The 22,751-nt window shown below is 62.0% G+C and carries 19 protein-coding genes and 1 pseudogene; 13 read left to right on the top strand and 7 right to left on the bottom strand.

Features of this window, described 5'->3' with window-relative positions:
• Window positions 1-74: 74 nt before the first annotated feature.
• The 3 genes from AC58D2_RS19040 to AC58D2_RS19030 form a co-directional block, all read right to left on the bottom strand.
• Window positions 75-752, bottom strand: a complete 678-nt coding sequence (locus AC58D2_RS19040; RefSeq protein ID WP_039575391.1) for a TetR/AcrR family transcriptional regulator — start codon at window positions 750-752, stop codon at window positions 75-77.
• A gap of 171 nt (window positions 753-923) precedes the next feature.
• A complete protein-coding gene (locus tag AC58D2_RS19035) occupies window positions 924-2,537 on the bottom strand; it encodes a long-chain fatty acid--CoA ligase (protein ID WP_137865749.1) in 1,614 nt (537 codons plus the stop codon).
• A 214-nt stretch (window positions 2,538-2,751) separates the two neighbouring features.
• Window positions 2,752-3,765 carry a serine hydrolase domain-containing protein gene (locus AC58D2_RS19030; protein WP_052208266.1) on the bottom strand — a complete coding sequence of 338 codons (1,014 nt, stop codon included), beginning with the start codon at window positions 3,763-3,765 and terminating at the stop codon, window positions 2,752-2,754.
• Between the two features lie 133 nt (window positions 3,766-3,898).
• On the opposite strand from AC58D2_RS19030, the gene AC58D2_RS19025 reads away from it, so the two are divergent.
• The 5 genes from AC58D2_RS19025 (at window position 3,899) to AC58D2_RS19005 (ending at window position 11,181) form a co-directional block, all read left to right on the top strand.
• Window positions 3,899-4,639 (top strand): GntR family transcriptional regulator, encoded by a 741-nt coding sequence (locus tag AC58D2_RS19025; protein WP_052208263.1) that lies wholly within the window; start codon window positions 3,899-3,901, stop codon window positions 4,637-4,639.
• A gap of 95 nt (window positions 4,640-4,734) precedes the next feature.
• Complete coding sequence (locus tag AC58D2_RS19020) at window positions 4,735-5,940, top strand: hypothetical protein (RefSeq protein ID WP_497392641.1); 1,206 nt, start codon at window positions 4,735-4,737, stop codon at window positions 5,938-5,940.
• Window positions 5,941-6,046: 106 nt separating this feature from the next.
• Window positions 6,047-8,284 (top strand): TonB-dependent receptor, encoded by a 2,238-nt coding sequence (locus tag AC58D2_RS19015; protein WP_054588694.1) that lies wholly within the window; start codon window positions 6,047-6,049, stop codon window positions 8,282-8,284.
• A gap of 55 nt (window positions 8,285-8,339) precedes the next feature.
• On the top strand, window positions 8,340-9,887 hold the full coding sequence (locus AC58D2_RS19010) for a carboxylesterase/lipase family protein (protein ID WP_082665267.1): 1,548 nt from the start codon (window positions 8,340-8,342) through the stop codon (window positions 9,885-9,887).
• Between the two features lie 61 nt (window positions 9,888-9,948).
• A complete protein-coding gene (locus AC58D2_RS19005; RefSeq protein ID WP_136173728.1) occupies window positions 9,949-11,181 on the top strand; it encodes a serine hydrolase domain-containing protein in 1,233 nt (410 codons plus the stop codon).
• Between the two features lie 285 nt (window positions 11,182-11,466).
• Here the strand turns inward: AC58D2_RS19005 and AC58D2_RS19000 are convergent, their stop codons facing one another.
• Together AC58D2_RS19000 and AC58D2_RS18995 are read right to left on the bottom strand one after the other, a co-directional pair.
• Window positions 11,467-11,877 (bottom strand): hotdog fold thioesterase, encoded by a 411-nt coding sequence (locus tag AC58D2_RS19000; protein ID WP_054588691.1) that lies wholly within the window; start codon window positions 11,875-11,877, stop codon window positions 11,467-11,469.
• Window positions 11,874-12,752, bottom strand: a complete 879-nt coding sequence (locus AC58D2_RS18995) for an alpha/beta fold hydrolase (RefSeq protein ID WP_039575377.1) — start codon at window positions 12,750-12,752, stop codon at window positions 11,874-11,876. Before AC58D2_RS18995 ends, AC58D2_RS19000 begins: the two co-directional genes overlap by 4 nt.
• A gap of 68 nt (window positions 12,753-12,820) precedes the next feature.
• Here AC58D2_RS18995 and AC58D2_RS18990 point away from each other — a divergent pair, with 68 nt between their 5' ends.
• The gene (locus AC58D2_RS18990) at window positions 12,821-13,321 is read left to right on the top strand and encodes a MarR family winged helix-turn-helix transcriptional regulator (protein WP_223181259.1); all 501 of its coding nucleotides are present in this window, start codon (window positions 12,821-12,823) and stop codon (window positions 13,319-13,321) included.
• Window positions 13,322-13,811: 490 nt separating this feature from the next.
• Window positions 13,812-14,794, top strand: a pseudogene (locus AC58D2_RS18985) (helix-turn-helix domain-containing protein); the annotation flags it as partial.
• 197 nt (window positions 14,795-14,991) lie between these two features.
• Here AC58D2_RS18985 and AC58D2_RS18980 read toward each other — a convergent pair.
• Together AC58D2_RS18980 and AC58D2_RS18975 are read right to left on the bottom strand one after the other, a co-directional pair.
• The gene (locus tag AC58D2_RS18980) at window positions 14,992-15,318 is read right to left on the bottom strand and encodes a 2Fe-2S iron-sulfur cluster-binding protein (RefSeq protein ID WP_039580993.1); all 327 of its coding nucleotides are present in this window, start codon (window positions 15,316-15,318) and stop codon (window positions 14,992-14,994) included.
• A 29-nt stretch (window positions 15,319-15,347) separates the two neighbouring features.
• Window positions 15,348-16,610 (bottom strand): cytochrome P450, encoded by a 1,263-nt coding sequence (locus tag AC58D2_RS18975; RefSeq protein ID WP_039575372.1) that lies wholly within the window; start codon window positions 16,608-16,610, stop codon window positions 15,348-15,350.
• A 190-nt stretch (window positions 16,611-16,800) separates the two neighbouring features.
• Here AC58D2_RS18975 and AC58D2_RS18970 point away from each other — a divergent pair, with 190 nt between their 5' ends.
• From AC58D2_RS18970 to AC58D2_RS18945, 6 genes are read left to right on the top strand one after another with little or no spacing between them, the layout of a single operon-like run.
• A complete protein-coding gene (locus AC58D2_RS18970) occupies window positions 16,801-17,541 on the top strand; it encodes a FadR/GntR family transcriptional regulator (RefSeq protein ID WP_039575369.1) in 741 nt (246 codons plus the stop codon).
• 44 nt (window positions 17,542-17,585) lie between these two features.
• Window positions 17,586-18,728 (top strand): NAD(P)H-dependent flavin oxidoreductase, encoded by a 1,143-nt coding sequence (locus tag AC58D2_RS18965; RefSeq protein ID WP_054588690.1) that lies wholly within the window; start codon window positions 17,586-17,588, stop codon window positions 18,726-18,728.
• A gap of 24 nt (window positions 18,729-18,752) precedes the next feature.
• Window positions 18,753-19,943: a thiolase C-terminal domain-containing protein gene (locus AC58D2_RS18960; protein ID WP_054588689.1), complete on the top strand. Its 1,191-nt coding sequence runs from the start codon at window positions 18,753-18,755 to the stop codon at window positions 19,941-19,943.
• Complete coding sequence (locus AC58D2_RS18955) at window positions 19,940-20,401, top strand: Zn-ribbon domain-containing OB-fold protein (protein WP_054588688.1); 462 nt, start codon at window positions 19,940-19,942, stop codon at window positions 20,399-20,401. The genes AC58D2_RS18960 and AC58D2_RS18955 overlap by 4 nt, the downstream gene beginning before the upstream one ends.
• Window positions 20,358-21,629, top strand: a complete 1,272-nt coding sequence (locus AC58D2_RS18950; protein WP_497392640.1) for an acyl-CoA dehydrogenase family protein — start codon at window positions 20,358-20,360, stop codon at window positions 21,627-21,629. The genes AC58D2_RS18955 and AC58D2_RS18950 overlap by 44 nt, the downstream gene beginning before the upstream one ends.
• Window positions 21,629-22,720: an acyl-CoA dehydrogenase family protein gene (locus AC58D2_RS18945; protein WP_054588686.1), complete on the top strand. Its 1,092-nt coding sequence runs from the start codon at window positions 21,629-21,631 to the stop codon at window positions 22,718-22,720. The genes AC58D2_RS18950 and AC58D2_RS18945 overlap by 1 nt, the downstream gene beginning before the upstream one ends.
• Window positions 22,721-22,751: the final 31 nt, after the last annotated feature.

The raw sequence follows: 22,751 nt of genomic DNA, 5'->3' as shown, positions 1-22,751 counted from the left end.
AAGCTTACACCATCACATGCTGGGACTAAACACCTAGTCGTGACAACTGCCCAGCCCGAGATGAAGCGGGAATGTTATGGATGGCTCCCCTTCTGGGAGGGGCGGCAGCCGTACACAAATAGATCCACAGCTTGCCTCATTCGGGCTGAAGAGGTTTCATTGTGACTGGTCACTCCCACTCCAAGAGCGGCCCGACGAAAAGGTGACAAAATGACGCTGGATATAAACTGCTCCGCAGCAAAATTCGCGTCTGACACCCTGATTTCTCCCCTCTCCTCGGCTTTGCGCAAAACCTCTGCCACCAATCTCGTCGTGCGTCCTACGCCGAATTCGTAAAGGTTTCGCGCTAAAGCGGGAAAACGTGCAGCCTCAGCCATTACAACGCGTTCCAACGCGACATGAATGTCGGTAAGCATCCAGGATAGCAGTTCATCGGACAGCTCTTCAAGCTCGGGCCGAACGTCGCCATGTTCGGGAACGTGCTGTTCGAGGAAGGAGAGCCGATCCTCGATTTCCCTGAGTATTACCGCCTCGAAAAGCAGCTTTTTGCTCCCGTAACGGGCGTACAAAGTGCGCTTGGAGATGCCTGCTTTTGCAGCAATCCGTTCCGCCGTTGAACGACCGAATCCGTCGGCAAAGAAGACATCGCGGGCGACACGGAGAATTTTCCTCGAAAGTGCTTGCGAGGCTTGTCGAGTAGGCCTCCCTGTTCGTCCGGAAGCTTGTTCTTTGGTTTTTTGGGTCGACGTCATGCCTCATCTTGGCCATACCTTGTCCGCGCTGCAAGCGTAGAGCGCTTTGCATTGTATAGCCCGCCCCCGCGAGATTGCCCGGGCTTATGCAAGACCCACGAGGCCCGCTGAACTTTGCCTGCCTGAAAGGATCGCTGCCGTTCGCAGGGAATGGACGCAGTGTGATCTCATCTAGGCGAGTTGGTTACGATACGCTTCGCGTAAGGCCTTTTTGTCGATCTTTCCCGTTGCAGTGAGCGGTACTGTCGCGAACAGGATGTCGTCCGGCAGCCACCAACGAACAACCTTCGTCTCCAGATGCGCGCGAATTGCGTCGGCTGTGACGGCTTGACCTTCATGCGTTTCAATCACGAGAAGGGGTCGCTCTTCCCATTTTGGATGATATACGCCAACGACCGCGGCGACCCGGACGCCGGGGTACCCAACCGCCGCATTCTCGATATCAATCGAGCTGATCCATTCGCCCCCGGACTTGATCACGTCTTTCGCGCGGTCGGTCAGCCGGAGAAAGCCGAAGCGATCGATCGTACCTATGTCCCCGGTGTCGAACCAGCCATCGCTCCCGGCGCCCTCAAAATCGGGGAAATAGCGATCGACGACCCACGGTCCGCGGACCTGGAGCGCACCCGCCTGCTCACCGTCCCAGGGGAGCGGCGTGCCATCGCCGTCGATAATGCGCAGTTCGATGCCAAATTGCATGCGACCCTGCTTCGTCAGCAGGAGATCGTTCGCGAAATCCTCGCCTTCGGCCATCAGGAGCGGGGAGGGCGTCGAAATCACGCCGAGAGGATTGGTTTCGGTCATGCCCCAGAGCTGGAGCACAGTGACACCATATTTGGCGCGGAATGTCTCGGCCATCGCCCGCGGGACGGCCGAGCCGCCAATCACGAGGCGCTTGAGATTGCCGACCCCCGTCCCCGTGGTGTCGAGATGAGCGAGGTACATGGTCCAGATCGTGGGCACACCGCCCGAAAAGGTGACGCCCTCTTCGTTGATCAGATCGGCGAGACTGGCACCGTCCATCCTGTCGCAAGGAAGCACTAGCTTGCAGCCGTTAATCGCTGCCGTGAACGGAAGTCCCCATGCCGTCGCATGATACATGGACGAGCAGGGCATGATGACATCAAAAGCGCTGAACCCGAAGGCACTGCTCAGACCGGCCGCCATCCCGTGGAGAACGATTGATCGGTGGCTGTATAGGACGCCCTTGGGGTCGCCCGTCGTCCCCGAAGTGTAGCAAAGAAATGCGGCTGCCTTTTCATCGAAGCTCGGCCAGGTGAGGGCCCCGTCCTGGCGTGCCAGCAACGCTTCATAGTTCAACGCGTCAGCAACATCTGGCGCGGTCGCTCCGCGATCCGCGAGAAGGACATAACGCTCGATACCTGGAAGGAGAGGGCGCAGCCGTGCGACGAGCTCGGCTAGATTGGGCTCGAAGAAGAGAATGCGGCTGCCTGCATGAGCGATAGTAAAGGCGATTTGCTCGTCGCTGAGACGCGGGTTGGCAGTGTGCAATACAGCGCCCATGCCCGGCGCCGCATAGAAGAGTTCGAGGTGGCGGTGCGTGTTCCAGGCGAGCGACGAGACGCGGTCGCCCGTTGCAATCCCGAGGACACCAAGGGCCTGCGCAGCCTGACGCGCACGCTGATCGCAGCGGTGCCAGTCATACCGCCAAACCGGCTCATCGACAGCCTTCGAGACGATCTCCCTCTCGCCGTGCGCGCGCGCGGCATATTCCAATATTCCGCTGATCAGCAGCGGCGCGTCCTGCATCAATCCCCGTAACATGCTGCATCCTTCTTCGCCCCACTGCGGCGTCGCGTGCAAGGTTCCGCCCCTCGGGTATGATTGCCGCGCGGGCTGTCAATAACCGTCATCATTTTGGTCCAGCGGCAAACTCCACGTGCCGCGTTTCCATTCGGCCAGCAATTCTCAATGATCATATTGCAGCGGCACGGCCTAGGTTCGATCGGCCCCGACATGTTTTCGGCCGCGTTTCAAATTAGTCACTCGCCGCTTTCAGCAACAGTGACAGGAACCGCCAATCGGACCAATCGCCTTTTTCCCCCGCCGCCAAAGCCGCCAGATCGAGTTTCGCCTGCCTAACGATTGTAAGCCGAAGCGACGGAATGATATAGAGGCGTTGATCGCCCGCGCCGGCGGCGACGACCATATCCGCCGGGAGTTCGTTGGCATGACTGGTGATATCGGTGGACCGGGTAACAATATCGACAGCCGGCGTGCTACGGGGCAACCACCAGGTGAGACCGTAGGCCGGATTGGCCTGGCTACCCTTGAACAGCTCGGCGAACGCCAGTTCATCGACAAGCGGCTTGCCGTCGAGCTTCCCACCGCCGCGGACGAACTCGCCGATCTTCGCCCACTCGGACGCTGCCAGCACGAGGCCCTGCGGCATGAGCGGTGCGCCATCGGGGCCGCTGCGCCAACTGCCTATGGTAACCCCAAGCGGAGTGAGAATGCGCCGCTCCACATAATGGCGAGCGTTGCCGTCTTGGCCCTTGGCAACGAGCTTGCGCCGCATGATCTCTCCAAAGATTTGCATCGGGGCGGGACCATATTGGAATTTGCTGCCCGGCGCCGCCGTGAGCGGTGCCTTCACCGAGTCCAGATACCCTTGGGCCCTGCCGACGGTCGATGCCTGGCCGCCCGTCATCGACAGCAATTGCCGAAGCGTGATCTGTTCCTTTTTGGGGTCGCCCCTCCATTCAGCGAGTGTCTCCGATGCCCGCTCGTCGAGGGTTAGAAGTCCATCCTGTGCGCCCGCCGCCGCCATCAGCCCGACAAGGCTCTTGGTGCCCGACCAGAGTTCCTGCGGCGTCGCGATGTCTGCCGATCGGCAGCGCACTTTGCCATCTTCAAGTATCAGCAGCGCAACGCCGGAATTAGCCTCAGAATAGGCGATCGCTTCGGCACAGCCGGGAAGAGGGGCGGGTTCGCCTGCCGCGGCTGGCTGTGCCGCAACCGCGGCTGCGAAAAAGAGGATGGTGCGCTTCAAGATCCGACTCCGATTTTCCGATGCTTGTCATTCTCCATATTATCGATAATAAATTCATTCGCAATCATCGATTGCTCGTGTGCGCTGCCCGATTAGGATGGCGCCGCGAGCAGGGAAAGCCGAACGGAGAGACATGGCCGCGACGAAGACCGACGACGACAGCGCGCCGACGCAGGACCGCGTGATCGCGCGCCTTTTGACCGACGACATCGTCGAATGGCGGATTCCGCCCGGATCGTGGCTGCGCGAGCGCGAAATCGCCGCGCGCTTCGGAGTGAGCCATGCGCCGGTGCGCGAGGCGTTCCGGCATCTCGCGCGGATCGGGCTTGTCAAGGTCGTGCCGTGGCGCGGCACCTATGTGATCGATATCGACGAGCATGCTGCGAACGAGGTCTATGAACTGTGGAAATCGCTGTTCGGCGTCGTTTGTCGCCTTGCGGCCGCCGAAATGACCGACCGCGACGGGCGCGAACTGATGCACCGGCTTGTCGAATATAAGGATGTCACCCAGCGCACCGACAATACGTTCGAGCATATCAAGGTCTCGAACCGCATCGGTCGCTTTATCGCCAAACGCAGCAATGCGCCGCTCGCGCTCGAGCTCCTCGATCGGGTCGCGCTGCTCGCGCGCTGGCAGCACAATGTCTATACTGACAGCTATATCGAGACGCATGGCAACGAGGCGGCGAAGCGATCGGCCATCCTCTACGACGCGCTTTGCCGCCATATCGTCGCGCGCGATGGCGATGCCGCCGATGCGGTGGCGCGCGATCTGATCGGGGTTACTCAGAATAGTTTTGGGCGCGCACTCGAGGAATATAAGGCCCGCCACGCAAAGCCTAAGCCCAGCCGCCGCCGCGCAAAAGTGACATGAGCCGTCTCCCGACCGACCGCCGCACCTTGCTTAAGGCGGGCCTCGCGGCGCCGATCGCATTGCAGGTTGACTCCGCTGCCGCTGTATCCCTGGATTTGACCATGTTCGGCCCCGGACGCCTCTTCGCCGACGTCCAAAGCTATGCCGAGGCCGGCAACAAGCAGTCGGGCGGCGCGGGCGATCGCTGGACCGCCGACTGGACAGCGAAGCGGCTGTTCAGTGCCGGATTCGAAGTGGATCGCCAGACGTTTGACGTGCCTTGGTTCGAGGCGTCGCATTGCGAACTTACGCTCGGCGACCACACGATACCGCTCGTCGCACAGCCGCTCGCCGTCGAAACCGGCGAGGCCGGTCTCGCTGCGCCGCTGCGCCTCGCAGAAATCCCTGAACGCCTCGACGGCGCGATCGCCGTCGTGCGCCTGCCTTTCCGCCGCTGGTCGAGCCTCGTAGATCGTGCAGTGCGCGAGCCGCTCGCCGATGCGCTTGCGCGCGGTGCGAACGGGGTCATTCTCATTACGACTGGGCCGACGGGCGAGGCCTTGCTCCTCAATGTCCCGGCCGGTCATCCTGTATCGGACAAGCCACTTGCCTTGCTCGCGCCGCGACTCGCCGCCCCGGTGATTGAAGCCGCGCGCCACGGTGCCGCGGCGAAATTAGCGCTTCGCGGGCGCGGTGGGATTCGGGCAGCGCAGAATATAATCGGGCGACGCGTTCGCTCCGGTCGCCCTTGGCTCGTCGTCTCTACGCCGCGTTCAGGCTGGACCGATTGCGCCGGCGAGCGGGGGCCGGGTATCGCGATGTGGCTCGCGCTTGCCGGCTGGATGCCCCGAGCGTTTCCGCAACACAGCCTGCTCTTCCTGTGCAACAGCGGGCATGAATATGAGAATCTCGGTGCGAGCCATATCGCCGACAAGGTGGGTCCAGCCCCCGGCGAGACCGCTTTCTGGTTTCATCTCGGCGCCAATGCGGCAGCACGTGACTATCAGGAAATGCCGGGGCGCTTGCTGCCGCTGCCAAGCGCCGATCCCTATCGTTTTCTCATGACATCGCCCGAATTCGTGACGTGTGCGCGCGAGATATTCAAAGGCCAGCCGGGGTTGGAAATGGCCTATCCTTCGGCGGAAGGCACAGCGGGCGAACTCTCGGAAGTGATAAAGGCCGGCTACGTGCGTCATGCCGGCATCTTTGGCGCACACCGTCATCACCACGCTGTGACCGACGATTTATCGACGGTCACACCTGACCCCCTTGCCGCTACGGCGCGGGGCGTCCGCGACCTGCTGAGCGCCGTCGTCTCTTAGACCAGCGAACCACCTGCAAAGACATTGCGCTTTCCGGCTTGACTTGCCGACGGTTTTGCACAAAATTATCGATAATAATTGCGATAACAAGATGGGGAGAGTGACCATGGGACGCAGAGCGAACCTTCTTTTCTGCACGGCCGCGATTTGGGTAGCCGTCGCTCCGCCTGCTTTCGCTCAAGACGCACCGTCCGAAGCTCTTCCGGACGCGGCTGAAGCGGATGATGACGGCGCCATAGTCGTAACGGCGCGCCGCCGCGAAGAGCGGCTGGCCGATGTGCCGACCGCGGCGTCGGTCATCGATATCACGTCGCTCACCGATCGCGGCGGCGCCACGGGCAGCGGCGAACTCCTCGCCGATCAGCCAAGCGTTCGCTTCAACAATCTGAACTCGTCCGTCACGTCGGAGATCTCGATCCGCGCTTCGTCGACCGCGCGTGCCACCAATGGCGACCCGAGCGTCGGGCTCTATCGCAACGGTGCCTATATCGCCGGCGGTCCGGTGGGCGGTCGCAACTTCACGCGGCTCGACCTGCTCGACATCGGCCGCGTCGAGGTTCTGCGCGGGACGCAGGGCGCGCTGTACGGCCGCAACGCGGTCGGCGGCGCGATCAATATCATCTCGGCCGAGCCCGAATTCGATCTCTCGGGCTGGGCGAGCGCGCGCTATGGCTTCGAGAACAACAGCTTCCAGACGCAGGGCGCGATCAATGTCCCGCTCGCCGATGGCCTGGCGATCCGCATCAGCGGCGATCTCGTCGAGCAGGACAAGGGCTTCTTCTACAATCCCGACAACGACGTCTATTTCGACCAGCAGAAGGGCCACGGACTGCGCGGCCAGATCCGGCTGAAGCGCGGGCCGGTCGACGCGATCATCACGGCCGAGACCCAGCGGCTGACCACGCCGACGATCCATTACCAGATATCCATTCCCGCGGGCACGCCAGGCTTTCCCGGCGGTTATACGCAGGATCGCTTTCGCTACCCCTGGAACACCGCGCCGCGCGCCAGCCAGGACGTGGACGGCCTTCAGGCGCTCGTCCGCGTGGATCTGGGCGGTGCCGACCTGACGTCGACAACCTCCTTTCGCAAGCGCACGTCCGAATATGATCTCGACAATGACGCGATCAGCCCCGCCGAGCTGGCGCGTGCGCGCGCCGCGGGGCAGATCGGCGCTCTCACGCCGCTCGATGCCAGCACCGCGTCCTACGTCGTCGACACGACCGACAATTTTTCGCAGGATATTCATGTCAGCGGGGCGAGCGATCGCTTCACATGGCTGGTCGGCGCCGAAATGCTGTTGCTCGACAGCGATTTCTCGGTGGCGACGACGCGCACGCCGACGCTCGCCAATCCGTCGCCGGGCAATATCGCGCCCGCGCGGCTGCATTTCGAAAGCTATGCGGCCTATGGCTCGCTCGGTTTCGACATCACCGACAGCCTCAACCTGACCGGCGAACTGCGCTATACCCGCGACAGCCGGAGCATCTCGGCGCGGCTTTACGATTTGGGGACTGGCCTGCCCACCGGCGGGCCATCGCGGATCATCGACGACAGCATCAACGCCGACAATCTCTCCTACAATGCGACCCTCTCGTACAAGCTCACGTCGAACATCCTCGCCTATGGCAAGGTCGGCAGCAGCTATCGGGCCGGCGGGTTCAACACGCGCCTCTCCGATCCGCGCGCGCCGAGTCCTGTGCAGGTGCTGTTCGGCAACGAAAACAGCACGTCTTACGAAGTCGGCATCAAGGGCAGTCCGATCCGCCGCGGCTATTTCGCAATCGCGGGCTATTACACCGAGCTTGAAGACCTGATCGCGCAGGTCGACGATGGCTGCGCGCTCACCAATCCGGCGTGCCCGATCGCCGCGGTCGCCTATCTAACCAACGCAGGCGATGCGAAAAGCTGGGGTATCGAGGCCGAATATAGCCAGGGCTTCGATCTCGGCGAAGGCAATGGCCGCCTCGCCTTGAGTGGCTCGCGGCAAGAGGGCAAGGTCAAGAGCGGCCGCTATGACGGGCTGGACCTTGCGCAGGTTCCCGACTGGCTCGCCTCGGCCAACCTCAATCTGCGCTACCCGGTCACCAAGGATGTCGCGCTGACCAGCAATGTCCTGATCAGTGGTCAATGGGGCGGCAAACAGGAGCTGACAGCGACCTCGGTCGACCTCGATGATTATGTCCTCGTCAATCTTCGGGTCGGCGTCGACTTCGGCAAGATCAGCGTCAGCGCGTTCGCGAACAACGTCTTCGACAAGGTTTATTTCGTCGCGCAGGCGCCGACGATCAACCGGTACAGCCAGCCTCGCGTCGTCGGCGTCGAAGGACGCATTTCTTTCTAGGTCGCGCTCCCGTCCGCGGCCTCCAGCCGCTGGTCGGGAAGGGTAGGAGGGCGCAATGCGGCATTTGGTGATGGCAGCACTGTTCGGTGCCGCGATGCTGACCGGATCGGTGTCTGTCGCGGCGGCGGAGACGGCCCCCGCGGCGACAATCGCGCAGGGGCGCCTTGCGGGCGCGCGCACGGGGGACGTCGAGCGCTTCCTTGATATTCCTTTCGCCGCCGCACCGGTCGGCGCTCTTCGCTGGCGGGCGCCGCAGGCACCGCCGCGCTGGCGGGGCGTCCGCGATGCCGCAAAACTCGGCCCGGCTTGTCCGCAGACGGTGCGCCCCGCACTTGTCGCGGGCGGGGTAGCCGAGCATCAGTCTGAGGATTGCCTCCAGCTGAACATCTGGCGCCCGGCGGGGGCGCGAAAGCTGCCAGTGATGGTCTGGATCCATGGCGGCGCCCATGTGGTCGGTTCGGGCACCTTCCCGGTTTTCGACGGCACCGCCTTCGCGCGGCAAGGTGTGGTTTTGGTGACGATCAACTATCGGTTGGGCGCGCTCGGTTATTTCGCCCATCCCGCGCTCAGCGCGGCCAAGCCGCGCGGCGAGGCGCTCGCCAATTACGGCCTGATGGACCAATTGGCCGCCCTGCGGTGGGTGAAGAAAAATATCGCCGCATTTGGTGGCGATCCGCGCCAGATCACCTTGTTCGGCGAATCCGCCGGGGCGATCGGAGTGACGACGATCCTTGCCCAGCCCGAAGCCAAAGGCCTGTTCGCCAAGGCGATCGTTCAGTCGGGCGTTGGTCTCCTCGATCCGCGCCCGCTTGGCGAGCAAGAAGCGCTAGGCGCGGCGTTGGCAGCGCGCGCAGGTGCGCCGCCTTCAGCATCGCTCGACGCGCTTCGCGCGCTGCCCGCCGCCGCGCTCGTTGCCGCTGGCGAGGTCCGGACGCCGGGCGCGATGACCGGCCCCATCCTCGACGGCGACCTGGTACGCGAAGCGCCTTGGCGCGTCTTTGCGCGTAGCGAGCCGATCGACGTTCCGCTCCTCGTCGGCGCGAACAGCAACGAGGCGAGCGTCATCCTTGCCATGGGCGTGCCGCCATCCGCCGCGCTCGCCTATCTAGGGCGCGACCAGGCGGCGGGCCGGGCCGCCTATGGCATGGGGCTGGCCGATGATGAACTGGCGCGCCAGGTGTTGGGCGACGCCTGGTTCGTCGCCCCGGCGCGCTGGCTCGCGGCCCGGACGGCGGGAGGGGCGCCTTCGTATCTCTATCATTTCGACTATGTCGCAGCGGCGCGGCGCGACCGCGCCAAGGGCGCCGCGCACGGGTCTGAAATCCCCTATCTGTTCGGGACGCTCGACTATTTCGCGTCGGTCGCCGGCGCCGTCGGTGACGAGGATCGCCGCTTCGGCGAAGGCATCGCCGCCTGCTGGGTTGGCTTCGCCAAGACGGGCGTTCCTGGCTGCGCACTCGTTCGCGACTGGCCGCGTTACGATGCGGCAAGCGACCGTCTCGCAAAATTTGCGCCCGAGTCTGGCGTCGTCGCCGGCTTTCGCAAGGCGCAGCTCGACCATCTGCTCAATGTTCACTTCGGGAACGGCCAGCCCAGGCCCTAGCCCGTCCGGCCGCGCTAGGCCCTCCGTTTCGACGATGTGCAACGAAGCTGGGAGAGAGAAAATGGCTGGAAGAACGAAATGGATGTGGCTTGCCGCTGGTGCGGCGATGGCTGGGGCTGCGGCCTTTGCGGCGCAGGGCGGGTTCGGGGGCAACGGCGGCGGCGAGGCGCGTCCCATGGTGCAGCTTCCGCCTGCGGCGCCCGCTGCTAAAGCGTCGACGTCGGCGGCATCGGCGCCCGCGGCCGCCAGCCTTTCGGCCACCGTCGGCGGTTATACCTATGACTGGACCGCGTTACAGTCGGCAATCGACGCTGATACCGAGGTCGATAACGGCTATTTCATCGTCGGGAATGCTTCGGATCCCGACTATCTCTTCGCTTACGAGAAGGGCAGCTTTGGTATCGATCGGGTGACCCCGCTTGCGTCGGCCTCCAAATGGTTCGCCGGCGCGCTGGGGATGCGCATGGTGCAGGCTGGCATCGCGACGCTCGACGATCCGATGCGGCCGCCGCTTGCCTTCTGGACCACGATCGGAACGAAGAAGGATGTCCAACTCAAGCATGCGCTGTCGATGACGTCGGGCTTCAATGCGAGCCCGCTCGTTGGCGGCTGTCAGCTGCTTCCGGCCATGACGCTCTACAATTGCGCGAAGAGCATCCACGATTTGCGCTATGATATTTTGCGCCCGGGCAACGCGCCCGGCGCGCAATATAGCTATGGACCGCACGGCCTTCAGGTCGCCGCTGCCTATCTGGAGGCAAAGGATATAAGCATTGCGCCCGGCACGTCACCGGCACGCCAGCGCAATTTTCACGAACTGTTCGCGCAGCATGTGACGACCCCGCTCGGGATGACGAGCACGACCTGGTATGACCCTGCGGGAAGCGCTCCCACCAACCCGTGGGTCGCGGGCGGCGCCTATTCGACGCCGCGCGACTATGCGAAACTTCTGCGTGCCTTCCTTGGCGGCAGCTTTATTACCGATATGACAAGCTTCACCCAGCAACGTACCGCAGGCTTGCCGCGCGTTTTCGTGCCGGCGAGCGCGGGCAATTGGGAATATGCGCTCGGCTCCTTTGTCGAATGCGACACGCCTTCGGCCTGCGCGACGTCCAAGATCAATTCCTCACCGGGTGCCTATGGTTGGACCGGCTGGATCGATCGCGAGACCGGCTATTACGCTTTGATCGCCACCGAAATATCGAGCGGAGGCGACCGGAAAGGCGTCGAGCTCGAACAGGTCATGCAGGATCTGATCGAGGATGCGATCGCGAATCGCACCCCGGCGCCCTGACCTGACCCAGCAGTCTAGTCACGCAGCACAGGAGAACTTGATCTCCATGCGCTGCGTGGCTGGCCTGTCGGACTAGGCAAAGTCGACGGCTCAAAGGCGAGCGGCCAAACCCGCGTGTGACCGGCAGGGAGCCGATTTGACTGAATGGCCGATGCGCGGCCGTCCGGTCGTGGGTTCGGCCTAGGGACACGTCGCCAAAAAGCGTGTCGCTGCCGCCACTGCCTCGGCTCCGAAAGCTGCTGGGCATGCATCTGGCCGCGCAGATTGGCTCGCCTCGGGCGGTTATCAGGCGACGTAGGCCCCTCTACCACTCGCCACCAAGGTTCCGTCTGCGGCTAGGATCCGGGTAGCCGCGACGCTTATCTGCCGCCCTAATTTCACCGGGCTGCCGATCGCGCGAAGCGGCCCCAGCTTGGCCGGTCGGTGAAAATCCACATGGAGGTCCGCCGTCGCCCGCGCAGCACCCCCCATCGCGATGATCGTATAGAGGCCGGTCAGATCGATCAAAGCCGATACGATGCCACCATGCGCCGCGCCGACCGTCGGATTTGAGATGATTTCGTCTCGCCAAGGCATGGAGATCACCAACTCGTTGGCGCCGACCTCAGCGATGCTGAGCCCGAGCCAGCGGTGAAAAGGGGCCAGCGCCAATAGGTCACGTAATTCCTCAAGCCCCGGGACGGCGGGGGCATTCATGATTTCATTTCCGCTTCATGGATGCCGAGCAAAAACTCTAGGATCGATTGCCCGAAAGCGTCGTTCTCGTCCCCCACCACCATATGAGTCGCATTCGCAATGTCGCTATACGCCATATGAGGGACAAGGCCCTGGAAATGCTTGACGGCTTCCAGCGAGACGAGATCGCTTGACCCGCCGCGGATCAGATGCACCGGCAAGGTCAAGCAGGCAGCGGCCGCGCTGAGCTCGGTGCGGCCATGGTCGCTGGAAACGCCGCCGCCCTGCTGCGTCACTCTTTCGATGAAGGCGGGGTCCCAGTGCCAATAGAAGCGTTCATCGTCCTTGCGGCGCAGATAGTGTGCTAGCCCGGCCGAAGCCTTCCGGCTGGGGCGATGGGGCAGATAGTCGGCAATGACCTGTGCGGCCTCTTCCACCGACGCAAAACCATCGCGCGCATGCGCCGCCATGAAACCGACCACGCGGGCGACGCCGCTCGGTTCCATCTGAGGTGTGACGTCGACCAGCGTCAGCGATCCGAAACTTCCCGGTGCGCATTTTCCCTCGGCGATGATCCCGGCCAGGCCACCAAGAGACGCGCCAATCAGCGCCGGTTTGCTCGCCGTCGCCGCAGCGATCTCGACGAGATCGGCCGCAAAATCGGAGATATCATAGGCTCCGTCGCTGGCCCATGCACTCTCGCCGTGCCCGCGCATATCGACTGCGATGGTCCGGAAACCATGGCTCGCGAGCCGGTGGGCTACCGCCCTCCATGCCCTTCGGGTCTGTCCGCCGCCGTGCGCGAGGATTACCGGTAATCCGAGTTCCGGGCCATCAACCGACGCTGCGATTTCATGGCCCGCTTTCCCGGCAAGCGTGATCGACTGATCAATCATTCCACGATCATACTATATCATATCTTACAGTAAAGGGTTTTCAGAATATGATGTTGGCTCTACAGTCCATGACGATGGTTGAACCTCGCAATACAAGCGGCATCTCTCCCGCGAAAAGTCTTCTGACGGCCTCAGACGAGTTTGTCTTTCTCATCGAGGAAGTGCCCCGCAAACTGCGTCGGAAGTTTGATGCCTCAACGGCGCGCTTCGGATTGACGCGAACCCAGTGGCGCGCGCTCGTCTATATCTATCGGACCCCGGGCATGACCCAAACCGACCTCTCCAAATGCCTCGAACTGGAGCGTGCCAGCGTTGGCCATGTTGTCGACCAGCTGGAAAGAATGGTGCTCGCGGAACGGCGCGCTGCCAAGGGCGATCGGCGCGTCTGGGAACTTCATCTTTTGCCCCGAGCGATCGAAATCCTGCCTCAGCTGCGCGCCGAAGCCGACATGATCTACGCGCGACTGCTCCATATGATTTCCCCAACTGAGATACGCGCGATGCGCTCATTGCTGACGAAAATGTCCGGCAATCTCGAAAGCGGATCGGAAGACATGCCTCCTCGATAGGAGCCGTGGAAGATTTGAAATGGCCGACGCCATTCATCGTCAGCAAGCCGATATCCCCAACTGGCACCGCTCGCGTCTGAGGCGGCGCGCCGCGGCCGTTCTGCCCCCGCTGCATCAGGTTGCCAGCACTGACGGCTAACTAATTGCGAATATCGCGGCACGGAGCCCTACCTGCCTCCCGCCGTGTTGCAGAATAGTCCGATCGAGCCGGCAATCGTTCGGCGGTGAGCGCCCTCCCGCGAGGCGGGCCGCTCTTGGCTTCGCGTGCCAGCGCCAATTGACCGACGAGCTATTTCGTGCAACGAGTTGTCTACCAAGAAACGAACCTCTGCGTGGAGACCGACATGGCTCAACCCGAGCGCTTCATGTGAGGGCGGATTGCCGGTGCTGTCCGCCGTCAGCACCAATGGCACAGATTTGAGGTTGTGATTTAAGGAGGATTTGGGCTTCGTCGTAGTGACTAAGGAACGAGGATGAAGCCCAATCCTCCTTGAAAAAATCGGCGCCGAAGGCCCCTGCTGAGCGGCTGGTGAAGGACATACGGCGTGCGACGCGCCGGCACTTCTCTGCAGAGGACAAAATCAGGATCGTGCTGGAAGGCCTGCGCGGCGAGGACAGCATCGCCGAGCTGTGCTGCAAGGATGTCATCGCCCAGAGCTTGTATTACACGTGGTCGAAGGAGTTCATGGAGGCGGGCAAGCGGCGCTTGGCGGGCGACACCGCCCGTGCCGCGACCACCGGCGAGGTGCACGACCTGCGCCGCGAAGCCCGTGCCCTTAAGGAATGCGTGGCCAATCTGACGCTGGAAAACCGGTTGCTCAAAAAAAGCATGATCGCGGATAGGGCCGACGACGAATGAGGTAACCCGCATCCGAGAAGCTGGAGATCATTCGGATCGTCGAGCAGTCGCACCTGCCGGCCAAGCGCACGCTGGAGCAGTTGGGCATCCCGCGCCGGACCTTCTAACGCTGGTACGACCGCTACCTCGAGCGCGGGCCGGAGGCGCTGGAGGATCGGCCATCGGCCCCGAGGCGGGTGTGGAACCGCATCTGCGATGATATCCAGCAGCAGATCATCGACATGGCGTTGGATACAACCGACCTGTCACCCCGCGAGCTCGCGGTGCGCTTCACCGACGAGAAGCGCTACTTCGTGTCGGAAGCCACGGTTTACCGTATGTTGAAAGCCCATGACCTGATCGCCAGTCCGGCCTTCATCGTGATCAAGGCCGCCGACGGGTTCCACACCAAGACGACGCGGTCGAACGAGATGTGGCAGACCGACTTCACCTACTTCAAGATCATCGGCTGGGGCTTGGTGTACCTGTCGACCGTGCTCGACGACTTCTCCCGTTATGTCATCCTTTGGAAGCTGTGTACCACCATGCGGGCCGGGGATGTCACCGACACGCTGGAGCTGTCCCTCGAAGCTTCCGGATGCGCGTCGGCCAGGATGATCCACAAGCCGAAGCTGCCAATGGGCCCGGCCAGCATATTGCCCGCGCCCCTTAATTCGTCAGGGAAATGGGCGGCGAGGAATTGCCGCATTTCGGTGCGAAATGCGTCTTCGCTCGTCTAGACATCAGGTTCTAGCTGAGTTGGCACTGAAACCTCCGTTCAAAACTGAATTTGCGACGCCGCACGCGCACGACAGGGCTGCGCTCTGTCTGGTCAGTATTGCTGCTCGGGAACGTGCAAAATCAAACCTTCCACTCCTTCCACCATGGGTATCTGGCAGGCGAGGCGACTGTATTCGTTGGCACCTTCGGCAAATTGCAGAAGCTCTGCCTCCGCTGCCCCTTCGACCAGGCGACCAACCCTGTCGATCCAGGCCGGATCGACATGGACATGGCAGGTCGCACAGGCGCAGACACCGCCGCAATCGCCGTCGATGCCCGGTACATCATTGAAGAGCGCCGCCTCGCGTGCGGTTTCGCCCTCGGCAATTTCGACTTCCCGCCGCGTTCCATCGCTGGATACGAACGTCACTTTGACCATCATACACTCCGTATTTCTGCTTCAGCAAATCAGCGCGCGTGCAGCCGCACCGGCAGATTGGTGATCCCGCGCACAAGGTTTGAGAAAAGGCGCTCGGGCTCGCCGGTCACTTCGACCTTGGCGAACCGCTTGTGAATTTCTTCCCAGATGATCCGCAACTGCAGTTCTGCCAGCCTGTTACCCATGCATCGATGGATGCCATAACCGAATGACAGGTGATGGCGCGGATTCTTGCGGTCGATGATGAACCGGTCAGCCCGGTCGATGACCGTTTCGTCGCGGTTGCCCGACAGGTACCACATCACGACCTTGTCGCCCTTCTTGATCTGCTTGCCGCCAATCTCCCAGTCCTGCAGCGCAGTGCGGCGCATGTGAGTCAGCGGCGTCTGCCAGCGGATGATTTCCGGCACCATGCTGGCGATCAACGAAGGGTCGTCATTCAGTTTGCGATATTCATCGGGGTTCTGATTGAGCGCCAGCACACCGCCGCTTATCGAATTGCGCGTGGTGTCGTTGCCGCCCACGATCAGCAGCAGCAGGTTACCCAGAAATTCGAGGAAGGGCATATCCCGTGTCGCCGGGGAATGCGCCATTATGGAAATCAGATCGTTCTTCGGTTCTTCGTTGATGCGCTGCTCCCACAGTCCTTTGAAATACATCGCGCACTCGATGAGTTCTTCACGCCTCGCTTCGTACGATTCGACGATGCCGGTTTCAGGGGCGGCCGTTGTGACGTCGGACCAGCGCGTGAGCTTGCGGCGTTCCTCCCACGGGAAATCGAATAGGGTAGCAAGGGTCATCGTGGTCAATTCAACTGAGACCTTGTCAACCCAATCAAATTCCTCGCCTATCGGCAGATCATCGAGAATCTGACACGCTCGTTCGCGGATTGTCGGTTCGAGCAACAGCAAGTTGGACGGCGCTACAGCGGGGGTGACGGCCTTGCGTTGCTGGTCGTGCTTTGGAGGATCCATAGCGATGAACATTTCAAGTTCGAGCGCGCCTTCCACCGAATGCATGTCCTGAATGGCGATACCGCCGAGCTTTGCCTCCGACGAAAAGACTTTGTGGTTGGTGTCGACAGCCATGATATCGTCGAACTTGGTGATCGACCAGTAAGGCCCAACATAGCTTTCGCGGCAATAGTGGACCGGCTCCTCTTTGCGCAGCCGGTCGAAATACAGGCCGATCGTGTCCTGCTGAAAAAGACTCGGCCGTGCGACATCAATTTCGTCGATCGGAATGGCTGCAACTTTTCCGGCAGTATCCAGCTCCATCGTGTCGATGCTCATGTCTCGTCCTCCATCCCAGGCAAGCAGACTCACCTTGCTATCAAACAGGTAGATGTTTCGCAGGGTGTGGTCAATAAAGCTTATAAGGATTGTTGCGACATTTGACCGCACTGCAAACTTCATAGACTGATGCTGGACATGCCATCCGATAAACTCTTATAAGGTTTTATCAGAGGAGCGATTCCCAGTGATGCAACCGAAGGTCGATGATTCGAGGAAGGCCAAGCGTGCGCTCACGCTTGCGCAGGACATCGTACGCGATATCGAAGCCGGGGCGCATGTTGCGGGCGACAGGTTGGCGCGCGAGGACGAAATGCTTGCGCGATACGATGTCGCCCGAGCGACCTTGCGCGAAGCGCTTCGCTTCCTTGAACTCCAAGGCGTTATCCATCTTCAACTAGGTCGCGGTGGCGGGCCGGTGGTCGCTCGCCCGCAGACTGGCGATTTCGCAAACAGCCTCTCGCTGATCCTGCATTTCATGGAGGCGGACTTGAGGGGCTTGCTCGAATTGCGCGAAGCGATTGCGGCGGATGTTGCAGCCTATGCCGCCCAGCGCGCGACCACGGGTGATCTGAGCGCACTTGCCGATTGCCTCAAAGAGCTGGAGCGAAACGAAGCGAGCAGCCAGTTCGAGGAACTGAATCGCCGTTTTCACGATATGCTCGGCTGGGCCAGCGGCAATCCGCTTTTCGGCCTTCTGACTTCCGCGTTGCATATGCTTACCCGCGAATTCTCGCTCTCGCTGGGGTATTCGGCGCAAGAGCGTGCGGTCCAGTTGCGTTTCTTGCGCCGCGTCCTTGAAGCTGTGCGCAAGGGCGATGCCGAAGGAGCGCGGCAGGCTATGGCGCGTCTCGTGGCGGGCTCCGCCTCCTATCTCGCACAGAGAAGCCCTGAGCTTGTGTCCCAGAAGGTCAGGTGGGGACAGACGTAAAAAACGGGCGCCGGTGGGTGGCGCTGGATGGAGAGGGTATTACGATGGCACTCAAGAGCCGCATATGCGAAATTCTCGGGATCGAATACCCGATCCTTCTGGCCGGAATGGGCGGGGCGAGTGTCCCCGCGCTCGCGGCCGCAGTATCGAATGCCGGGGGACTTGGCGTTCTTGGCGCTGCGGCCTGCTCGCCAGACCAGTTGCGCAGCTGGATCCGCCAGACCCGCGAACTGACCGATAAGCCATTTGGGGTCGACACCCTTCTGCCTGCCTCCGTCAGGCGCGGTTCGGCACCGCAGAGCGGCGCCTCGCTCGAAAACCCGATGGCACTGCTTGGCGAATATCAGCAGTTCACCCGCGATTTCATGGAACGCGAGGATCTGCCCGAAGTGGATGCCGCAATGGCCATGCGCGCGGCTGGCGCGCCGGAAATGGGCAAGGGCGGTCCGCAGCTGTTCACGCGGGAGTTTTTCGAGGCGCAGATGGAAGTGGTAATCGAGGAAAAGGTGCCAGTCTATGCCGCCGGCCTCGGCAATCCCGGACCGTGGATGGACCGCCTTCATTCCAATGGCACCAGGGTCATGGCGGTGATCGGCAAGGTCAAGCACGCCCAGCAGGTGGTCGATTCCGGCATCGACATGATTGTGGCGCAGGGCCACGATGGCGGCGGGCACAACTCCCCGATCGGAACCTTCTCGCTGATTCCGCAGGTAGTCGACGCGGTGGGCGATCGGGTTCCCGTGATCGGAGCAGGTGGAATCTCCGATGGCCGCGGAGTCGCCGCAGCGATGATGCTGGGCGCTCTGGGCGCGTGGGTCGGAACGGCGTTCCTGGCAACCGAAGAGGCAGGGATTGAACGGTTCCAAAAGGAAGCAATAACCGACGGCGGCGATGCAGATACCGTCGTTAGCCGTTCGTTGACCGGCAAGCCTGCGCGCATGATCCGCAACAAATGGGCCGATGCTTGGGTTGCGGCGGGCAAGGAGCCGCTTCCGATGCCTTACCAGTCGATGATTTCAGGGCCGGTCATGGCTTCGGGCATAAAGGCTCAGCGCAAGGATATCATGCCCGGCTTCGCGGGGCAGGGAATTGGATTGATCCATTCGATCCGTCCAGCGGCAGAGGTCATGCGCGATCTTGTCGAAGGGGCCGAAAGGGCGCTGGCCGATGCCAGATTCTATTCCTGAATTGCGGCAAGACGGGTACGCTGTATGAACGCTTCGCAGACCTTATCCTTTGCCGACAAGGCCGCCATAACCGGTGTGGGCGAAACCGCATTCGTCAAGGGCACCGAACGGACCGCGGTGGACATGATGCTGGAAGCCTCGCGCCGCGCAATCTCAGATGCCGGGCTGAAACCTTGCGACATCGACGGCATGGTGCCGCCGCCGATCTATACGACCTCGGAGGAAATGGCCGCCAATCTCGGCATTGATGTGCTGCGCTATGCGGCCACCGTTCACATGGGCGGCGCCAGCCCGACGACGGCGCTGCAGAACGCGGCAATGGCGATCGCCAGCGGGCTTTGCGATCACGTGCTGGTGACGCTCGGTTGGAACGGCTATTCCGCCCTCAGGCCCAAGCCGGGTGCCCCGCCCACTCGGGCGATGAACATGAACACGCTGACCAATACTATCCAGGGCTATTACATCCCCTATGGTGTGTTCCTGCCGGTGCAGATGTATGCTTGGCTGGCGACCCGTCACTCGAAGCTTTACGGCGTGGGCGCGGATGCGATGGCAGCGGTAGCGCTAGCCTGCCGGCGTCACGCGCAGTTGAATCCGCGCGCCTTTACCTATGGGCGCGAACTCGACGCGGAAACCTATCATTCGGCGCGCTGGATATCCGAGCCCTTCCGCCTTTACGATTGCTGCCTTGAAACCGATGGCGCCTGCGCGGTAGTCATATCGCGAATGGATCGGGCCAGGGATATGCCGCATGTGCCCGTCAGCATCGCCGGTGCCGCGGAAGGCCACCCCTATCCCGCCGACGACATCCCCTCGCGGCCCGATCCCTTCAAGATTGGCCTCAGCTATGCTGCCCCGCGCGCTTTCGACATGGCGGGCGTCAAGCGCGAGGACATGGATTTCCTGCAGATTTACGACTGCTTTACCTATGTCGTTCTGCTGCAACTGGAAGCGATGGGCTATTGCGAACCGGGTGCACAGTTCGAATTCGTCGCCAATGGCCAGATTGAGCTGGGTGGCCGCTATCCGATCAACACCCATGGCGGCTTGCTCAGTGAGGCGCATGTCTGGGGACTCAACCACGTGGTCGAGGCAGTGCGCCAGCTTCGTCACGACTGCGGCGAGCGCCAGGTGCTGGGAGCCCAAACTGGTCTTGTGACCGGCTGGGGTGACCTTGGCGATGGAAGCATTGCCATTCTCAGGAGGTTTGCATGAGCAGCGAGAGCGATCTGCCTCCCAAAATGCGGCCCTCCGCGCAGGTTGCGCCGCCCAAACCGCGACCTCGCCCGCAAGACCCGGTTGAGCAGGAATTCTGGAAGCGGTGCCAAGACGGCAATCTCTATTTCCAGCGCTGCGGCGGCTGCGGCTGCTTCCGCCACCTACCGCGCTATATGTGCGCAAAGTGCGGCTCGCCGGAATTCTCCTGGGAACGCAGCAGTGGCAAGGGCACGCTGTTTTCCTGGACCGTTACCCACCAGGCCCTCCACCCGGCTTTTGCCGACGAAATTCCCTTCGTGGCGGCGGTGGTGGAATTGGAAGAGGGCGTACGCATGGCCACGCGCCTGATTGGTTGCGATCACGAGCGCCTAGCGCTCGACCTTCCGGTGGAAGTGGAATTCGAATTGATCGGTGAGGACTTCCGCCTTCCTGTTTTCCGCCTGCGTGAAAGTTAGAAGCGTCATGGATCTTGATTACGGGCCCGAATACGATGTCTTCCGCAAGCAAGTGCGGGCTTTCATCGAAGCGCACCGCCATCTCGCGCCGCCTTCTGCTGACCGGGCGGCCCGACCTTCGTCCAAGGCAGTCGAATGGCAGAAGCTGTTGATCGAGCATGGGTATACCGCGCGAACGATCCCGCAGGAGTATGGAGGCTATGGAGCGGAGCCGGACATTCTCCAATCGCGCATCATCGCAGAGGAATTTGCGCGGGCCAGGGTGCCGGGCGGGCTTTCTAATCAGGGAATCTCGATGTTCGTGCCGACCCTGCTTGAACTCGGCACCGAGGAACAGAAACGGCGCTGGATCGAACCCACGTTGAAAGGCGATATCGTATGGTGCCAGGGCTATTCCGAACCCGGTGCCGGGTCGGACCTAGCCAACCTCAAGACCAGCGCGCACATCGAAAACGGCGAATTTGTTATCAATGGCCAGAAGATCTGGACCAGCACCGCCAAGCAGGCCGACATGATCTTTTGCCTGGTCAGGACCGAACCTGACGCACCCAAACATGGCGGCATTTCCTACCTGATCTTTTCGATGGACACGCAGGGCATCGAGGTTCGCCCCTTGAAGACGATGACCGGTCACGCCGAGTTCAACGAGACGTTCTTCACCGATGTGCGCGTCCCCATGCACCAGATCGTCGGCCAGCGGGGCCAGGGCTGGTTCGTCGCGAACGCAACCCTAGGCCATGAGCGCGGAATGCTGGGCGATCCCGACGCGCTCGAAAACCGGCTGCAGGCGCTGATCGCACTGATGCAGGAAGAGCGTTTGGGCCAGGGTCGCGCGATCGACAATCCGGTACTGCGCGACCGGCTAGTGGCACTTCAGGCCGAAGTAGCGGCGATGAAATACAATGGGATGCGCATCCTTTCGAACAGCCTTAGGGGAGAGCCGGGCGGCATGGCGAAGCTGATCGTCAAGTTGCAAAGCTGTGAACTCGCTCACCAGATATCCGCGCTGGCAATCGACGCCATGGGCGAACTGGGCATACTCTATCACCACAGCCCGCGTGAGCGGGACGGCGGGGCGTGGCAATGGAACTATATGTTCCAACTCGGTCTCATCATCGGCGGCGGGACCGCTCAGATCCAGAAGAACATCATCGCCGAACGCGGCCTTGAAATGCCACGTGAGCCGAACCCCGCGGACATGGCGCGACAGAAGCAGGGAGCAGACTGATGGACTTTGGACTTTCGCAGGACCAGCAGATGTTGCGCGACGCCGTTTCGCGGTGCCTCGCCGATACCAGCCCGCTCAGTCACGTCCGCGAATGTGCGGAGCGGGACAATCCGTTGAGCGACCAGGTGTTGCGCGCCCTCCACGATCTGGGCGTTGCCGGAATGCTCGTCCCCGAAGAGCATGGCGGGCTCGGCATGACCTTGCTCGACGCGGCGGTGGTGGCGGAACAGCTTGGCTATGCGGTCGCACCGGTGCCGTTTCTCGCCAGTCAGGTTCTCGCACCGATCGCCTTGCGCGAAGCTGGCAACGAGGAGCAAAAGGCCCACTGGCTGCCAAAGATAGCGAGCGGCGAGGCGCGTGTCGGTGTCGCGATTTCCGAGACGATCGAGGTGCGCGACGGCGCGGGAGTTTCCTCTGCCGGCGGGAAGCTCAACGGCACCGCCCTGTTCGCGCTCGATTTCGAAGGAGCTGATGCCTACGTCGTCGCCGATTCCGGTGGCAGGCTGCACCTTGTCGGTGCCAAGGCGTCCGGGCTGGAAGCTATCGCGTTGACGACCATCGATCGCACCCGTAGCGTCGGGGAATTGCGGTTTGACGGGGACGAAGCGGAACCACTGGCTGACGATGGCGGAGCTACAGTGGCCCGGCTGCGCGATGCGGGCCGCGTGATCCTCGCCGCAGACAGCCTTGGCGCAGGTCAGGCCATGATCGAAAGGGCTGTCGATTATGCTGGTCAGCGCGAACAGTTCGGCCGCCTGATCGGTAGTTTCCAGGCCGTAAAGCATATGTGCGCCGAGATGGCCGCGCGGCATGAACCGTGCCGTTCGCTCGTCTGGTACGCCGCCCACGCCTTCGACGCGGTGCCGAATGAGGCATCACTGCTTGCCTGCCATGCCAAATCGCACACGGCCGAGGTCTATCGATTTGTCGCACGCACTTCCACCGAAGTGCACGGCGGAATGGGATTCACCGACCTGCTTGGCCTGCATTACTGGTTCAAACGGATCGGATTCGACCGGCAGGTTCTGGGTGGGCCAGAAGCGGTCCGGGCGGAGGCTGCGGCACTTCAGGGCTGGACCAAAGCTGCGTGATGTTTCTTCCAAGGGAAGTGCGCCAAAGCCG

Source organism: Sphingopyxis sp. CR5, from assembly GCF_059693785.1.
The sequence above is the reverse complement of the archived record's forward strand: the minus strand, read 5'-3'. Positions and strand labels throughout refer to the sequence as shown.

Coding starts and splice junctions, on each gene's coding strand:
- AC58D2_RS19000 (WP_054588691.1), bottom strand. CDS start 11,877: ATGAATGCCCCCGCCGTCCCGGGGCTTGAGGAATTACGTGACCTATTG.
- AC58D2_RS18980 (WP_039580993.1), bottom strand. CDS start 15,318: ATGGTCAAAGTGACGTTCGTATCCAGCGATGGAACGCGGCGGGAAGTC.
- AC58D2_RS19025 (WP_052208263.1), top strand. CDS start 3,899: ATGGCCGCGACGAAGACCGACGACGACAGCGCGCCGACGCAGGACCGC.
- AC58D2_RS18960 (WP_054588689.1), top strand. CDS start 18,753: ATGAACGCTTCGCAGACCTTATCCTTTGCCGACAAGGCCGCCATAACC.
- AC58D2_RS19035 (WP_137865749.1), bottom strand. CDS start 2,537: ATGTTACGGGGATTGATGCAGGACGCGCCGCTGCTGATCAGCGGAATA.
- AC58D2_RS18990 (WP_223181259.1), top strand. CDS start 12,821: ATGACGATGGTTGAACCTCGCAATACAAGCGGCATCTCTCCCGCGAAA.
- AC58D2_RS18945 (WP_054588686.1), top strand. CDS start 21,629: ATGGACTTTGGACTTTCGCAGGACCAGCAGATGTTGCGCGACGCCGTT.
- AC58D2_RS18970 (WP_039575369.1), top strand. CDS start 16,801: ATGCAACCGAAGGTCGATGATTCGAGGAAGGCCAAGCGTGCGCTCACG.
- AC58D2_RS18955 (WP_054588688.1), top strand. CDS start 19,940: ATGAGCAGCGAGAGCGATCTGCCTCCCAAAATGCGGCCCTCCGCGCAG.
- AC58D2_RS18975 (WP_039575372.1), bottom strand. CDS start 16,610: ATGAGCATCGACACGATGGAGCTGGATACTGCCGGAAAAGTTGCAGCC.
- AC58D2_RS19010 (WP_082665267.1), top strand. CDS start 8,340: ATGCGGCATTTGGTGATGGCAGCACTGTTCGGTGCCGCGATGCTGACC.
- AC58D2_RS19040 (WP_039575391.1), bottom strand. CDS start 752: ATGACGTCGACCCAAAAAACCAAAGAACAAGCTTCCGGACGAACAGGG.
- AC58D2_RS19005 (WP_136173728.1), top strand. CDS start 9,949: ATGGCTGGAAGAACGAAATGGATGTGGCTTGCCGCTGGTGCGGCGATG.
- AC58D2_RS18965 (WP_054588690.1), top strand. CDS start 17,586: ATGGCACTCAAGAGCCGCATATGCGAAATTCTCGGGATCGAATACCCG.
- AC58D2_RS18995 (WP_039575377.1), bottom strand. CDS start 12,752: ATGATTGATCAGTCGATCACGCTTGCCGGGAAAGCGGGCCATGAAATC.
- AC58D2_RS19015 (WP_054588694.1), top strand. CDS start 6,047: ATGGGACGCAGAGCGAACCTTCTTTTCTGCACGGCCGCGATTTGGGTA.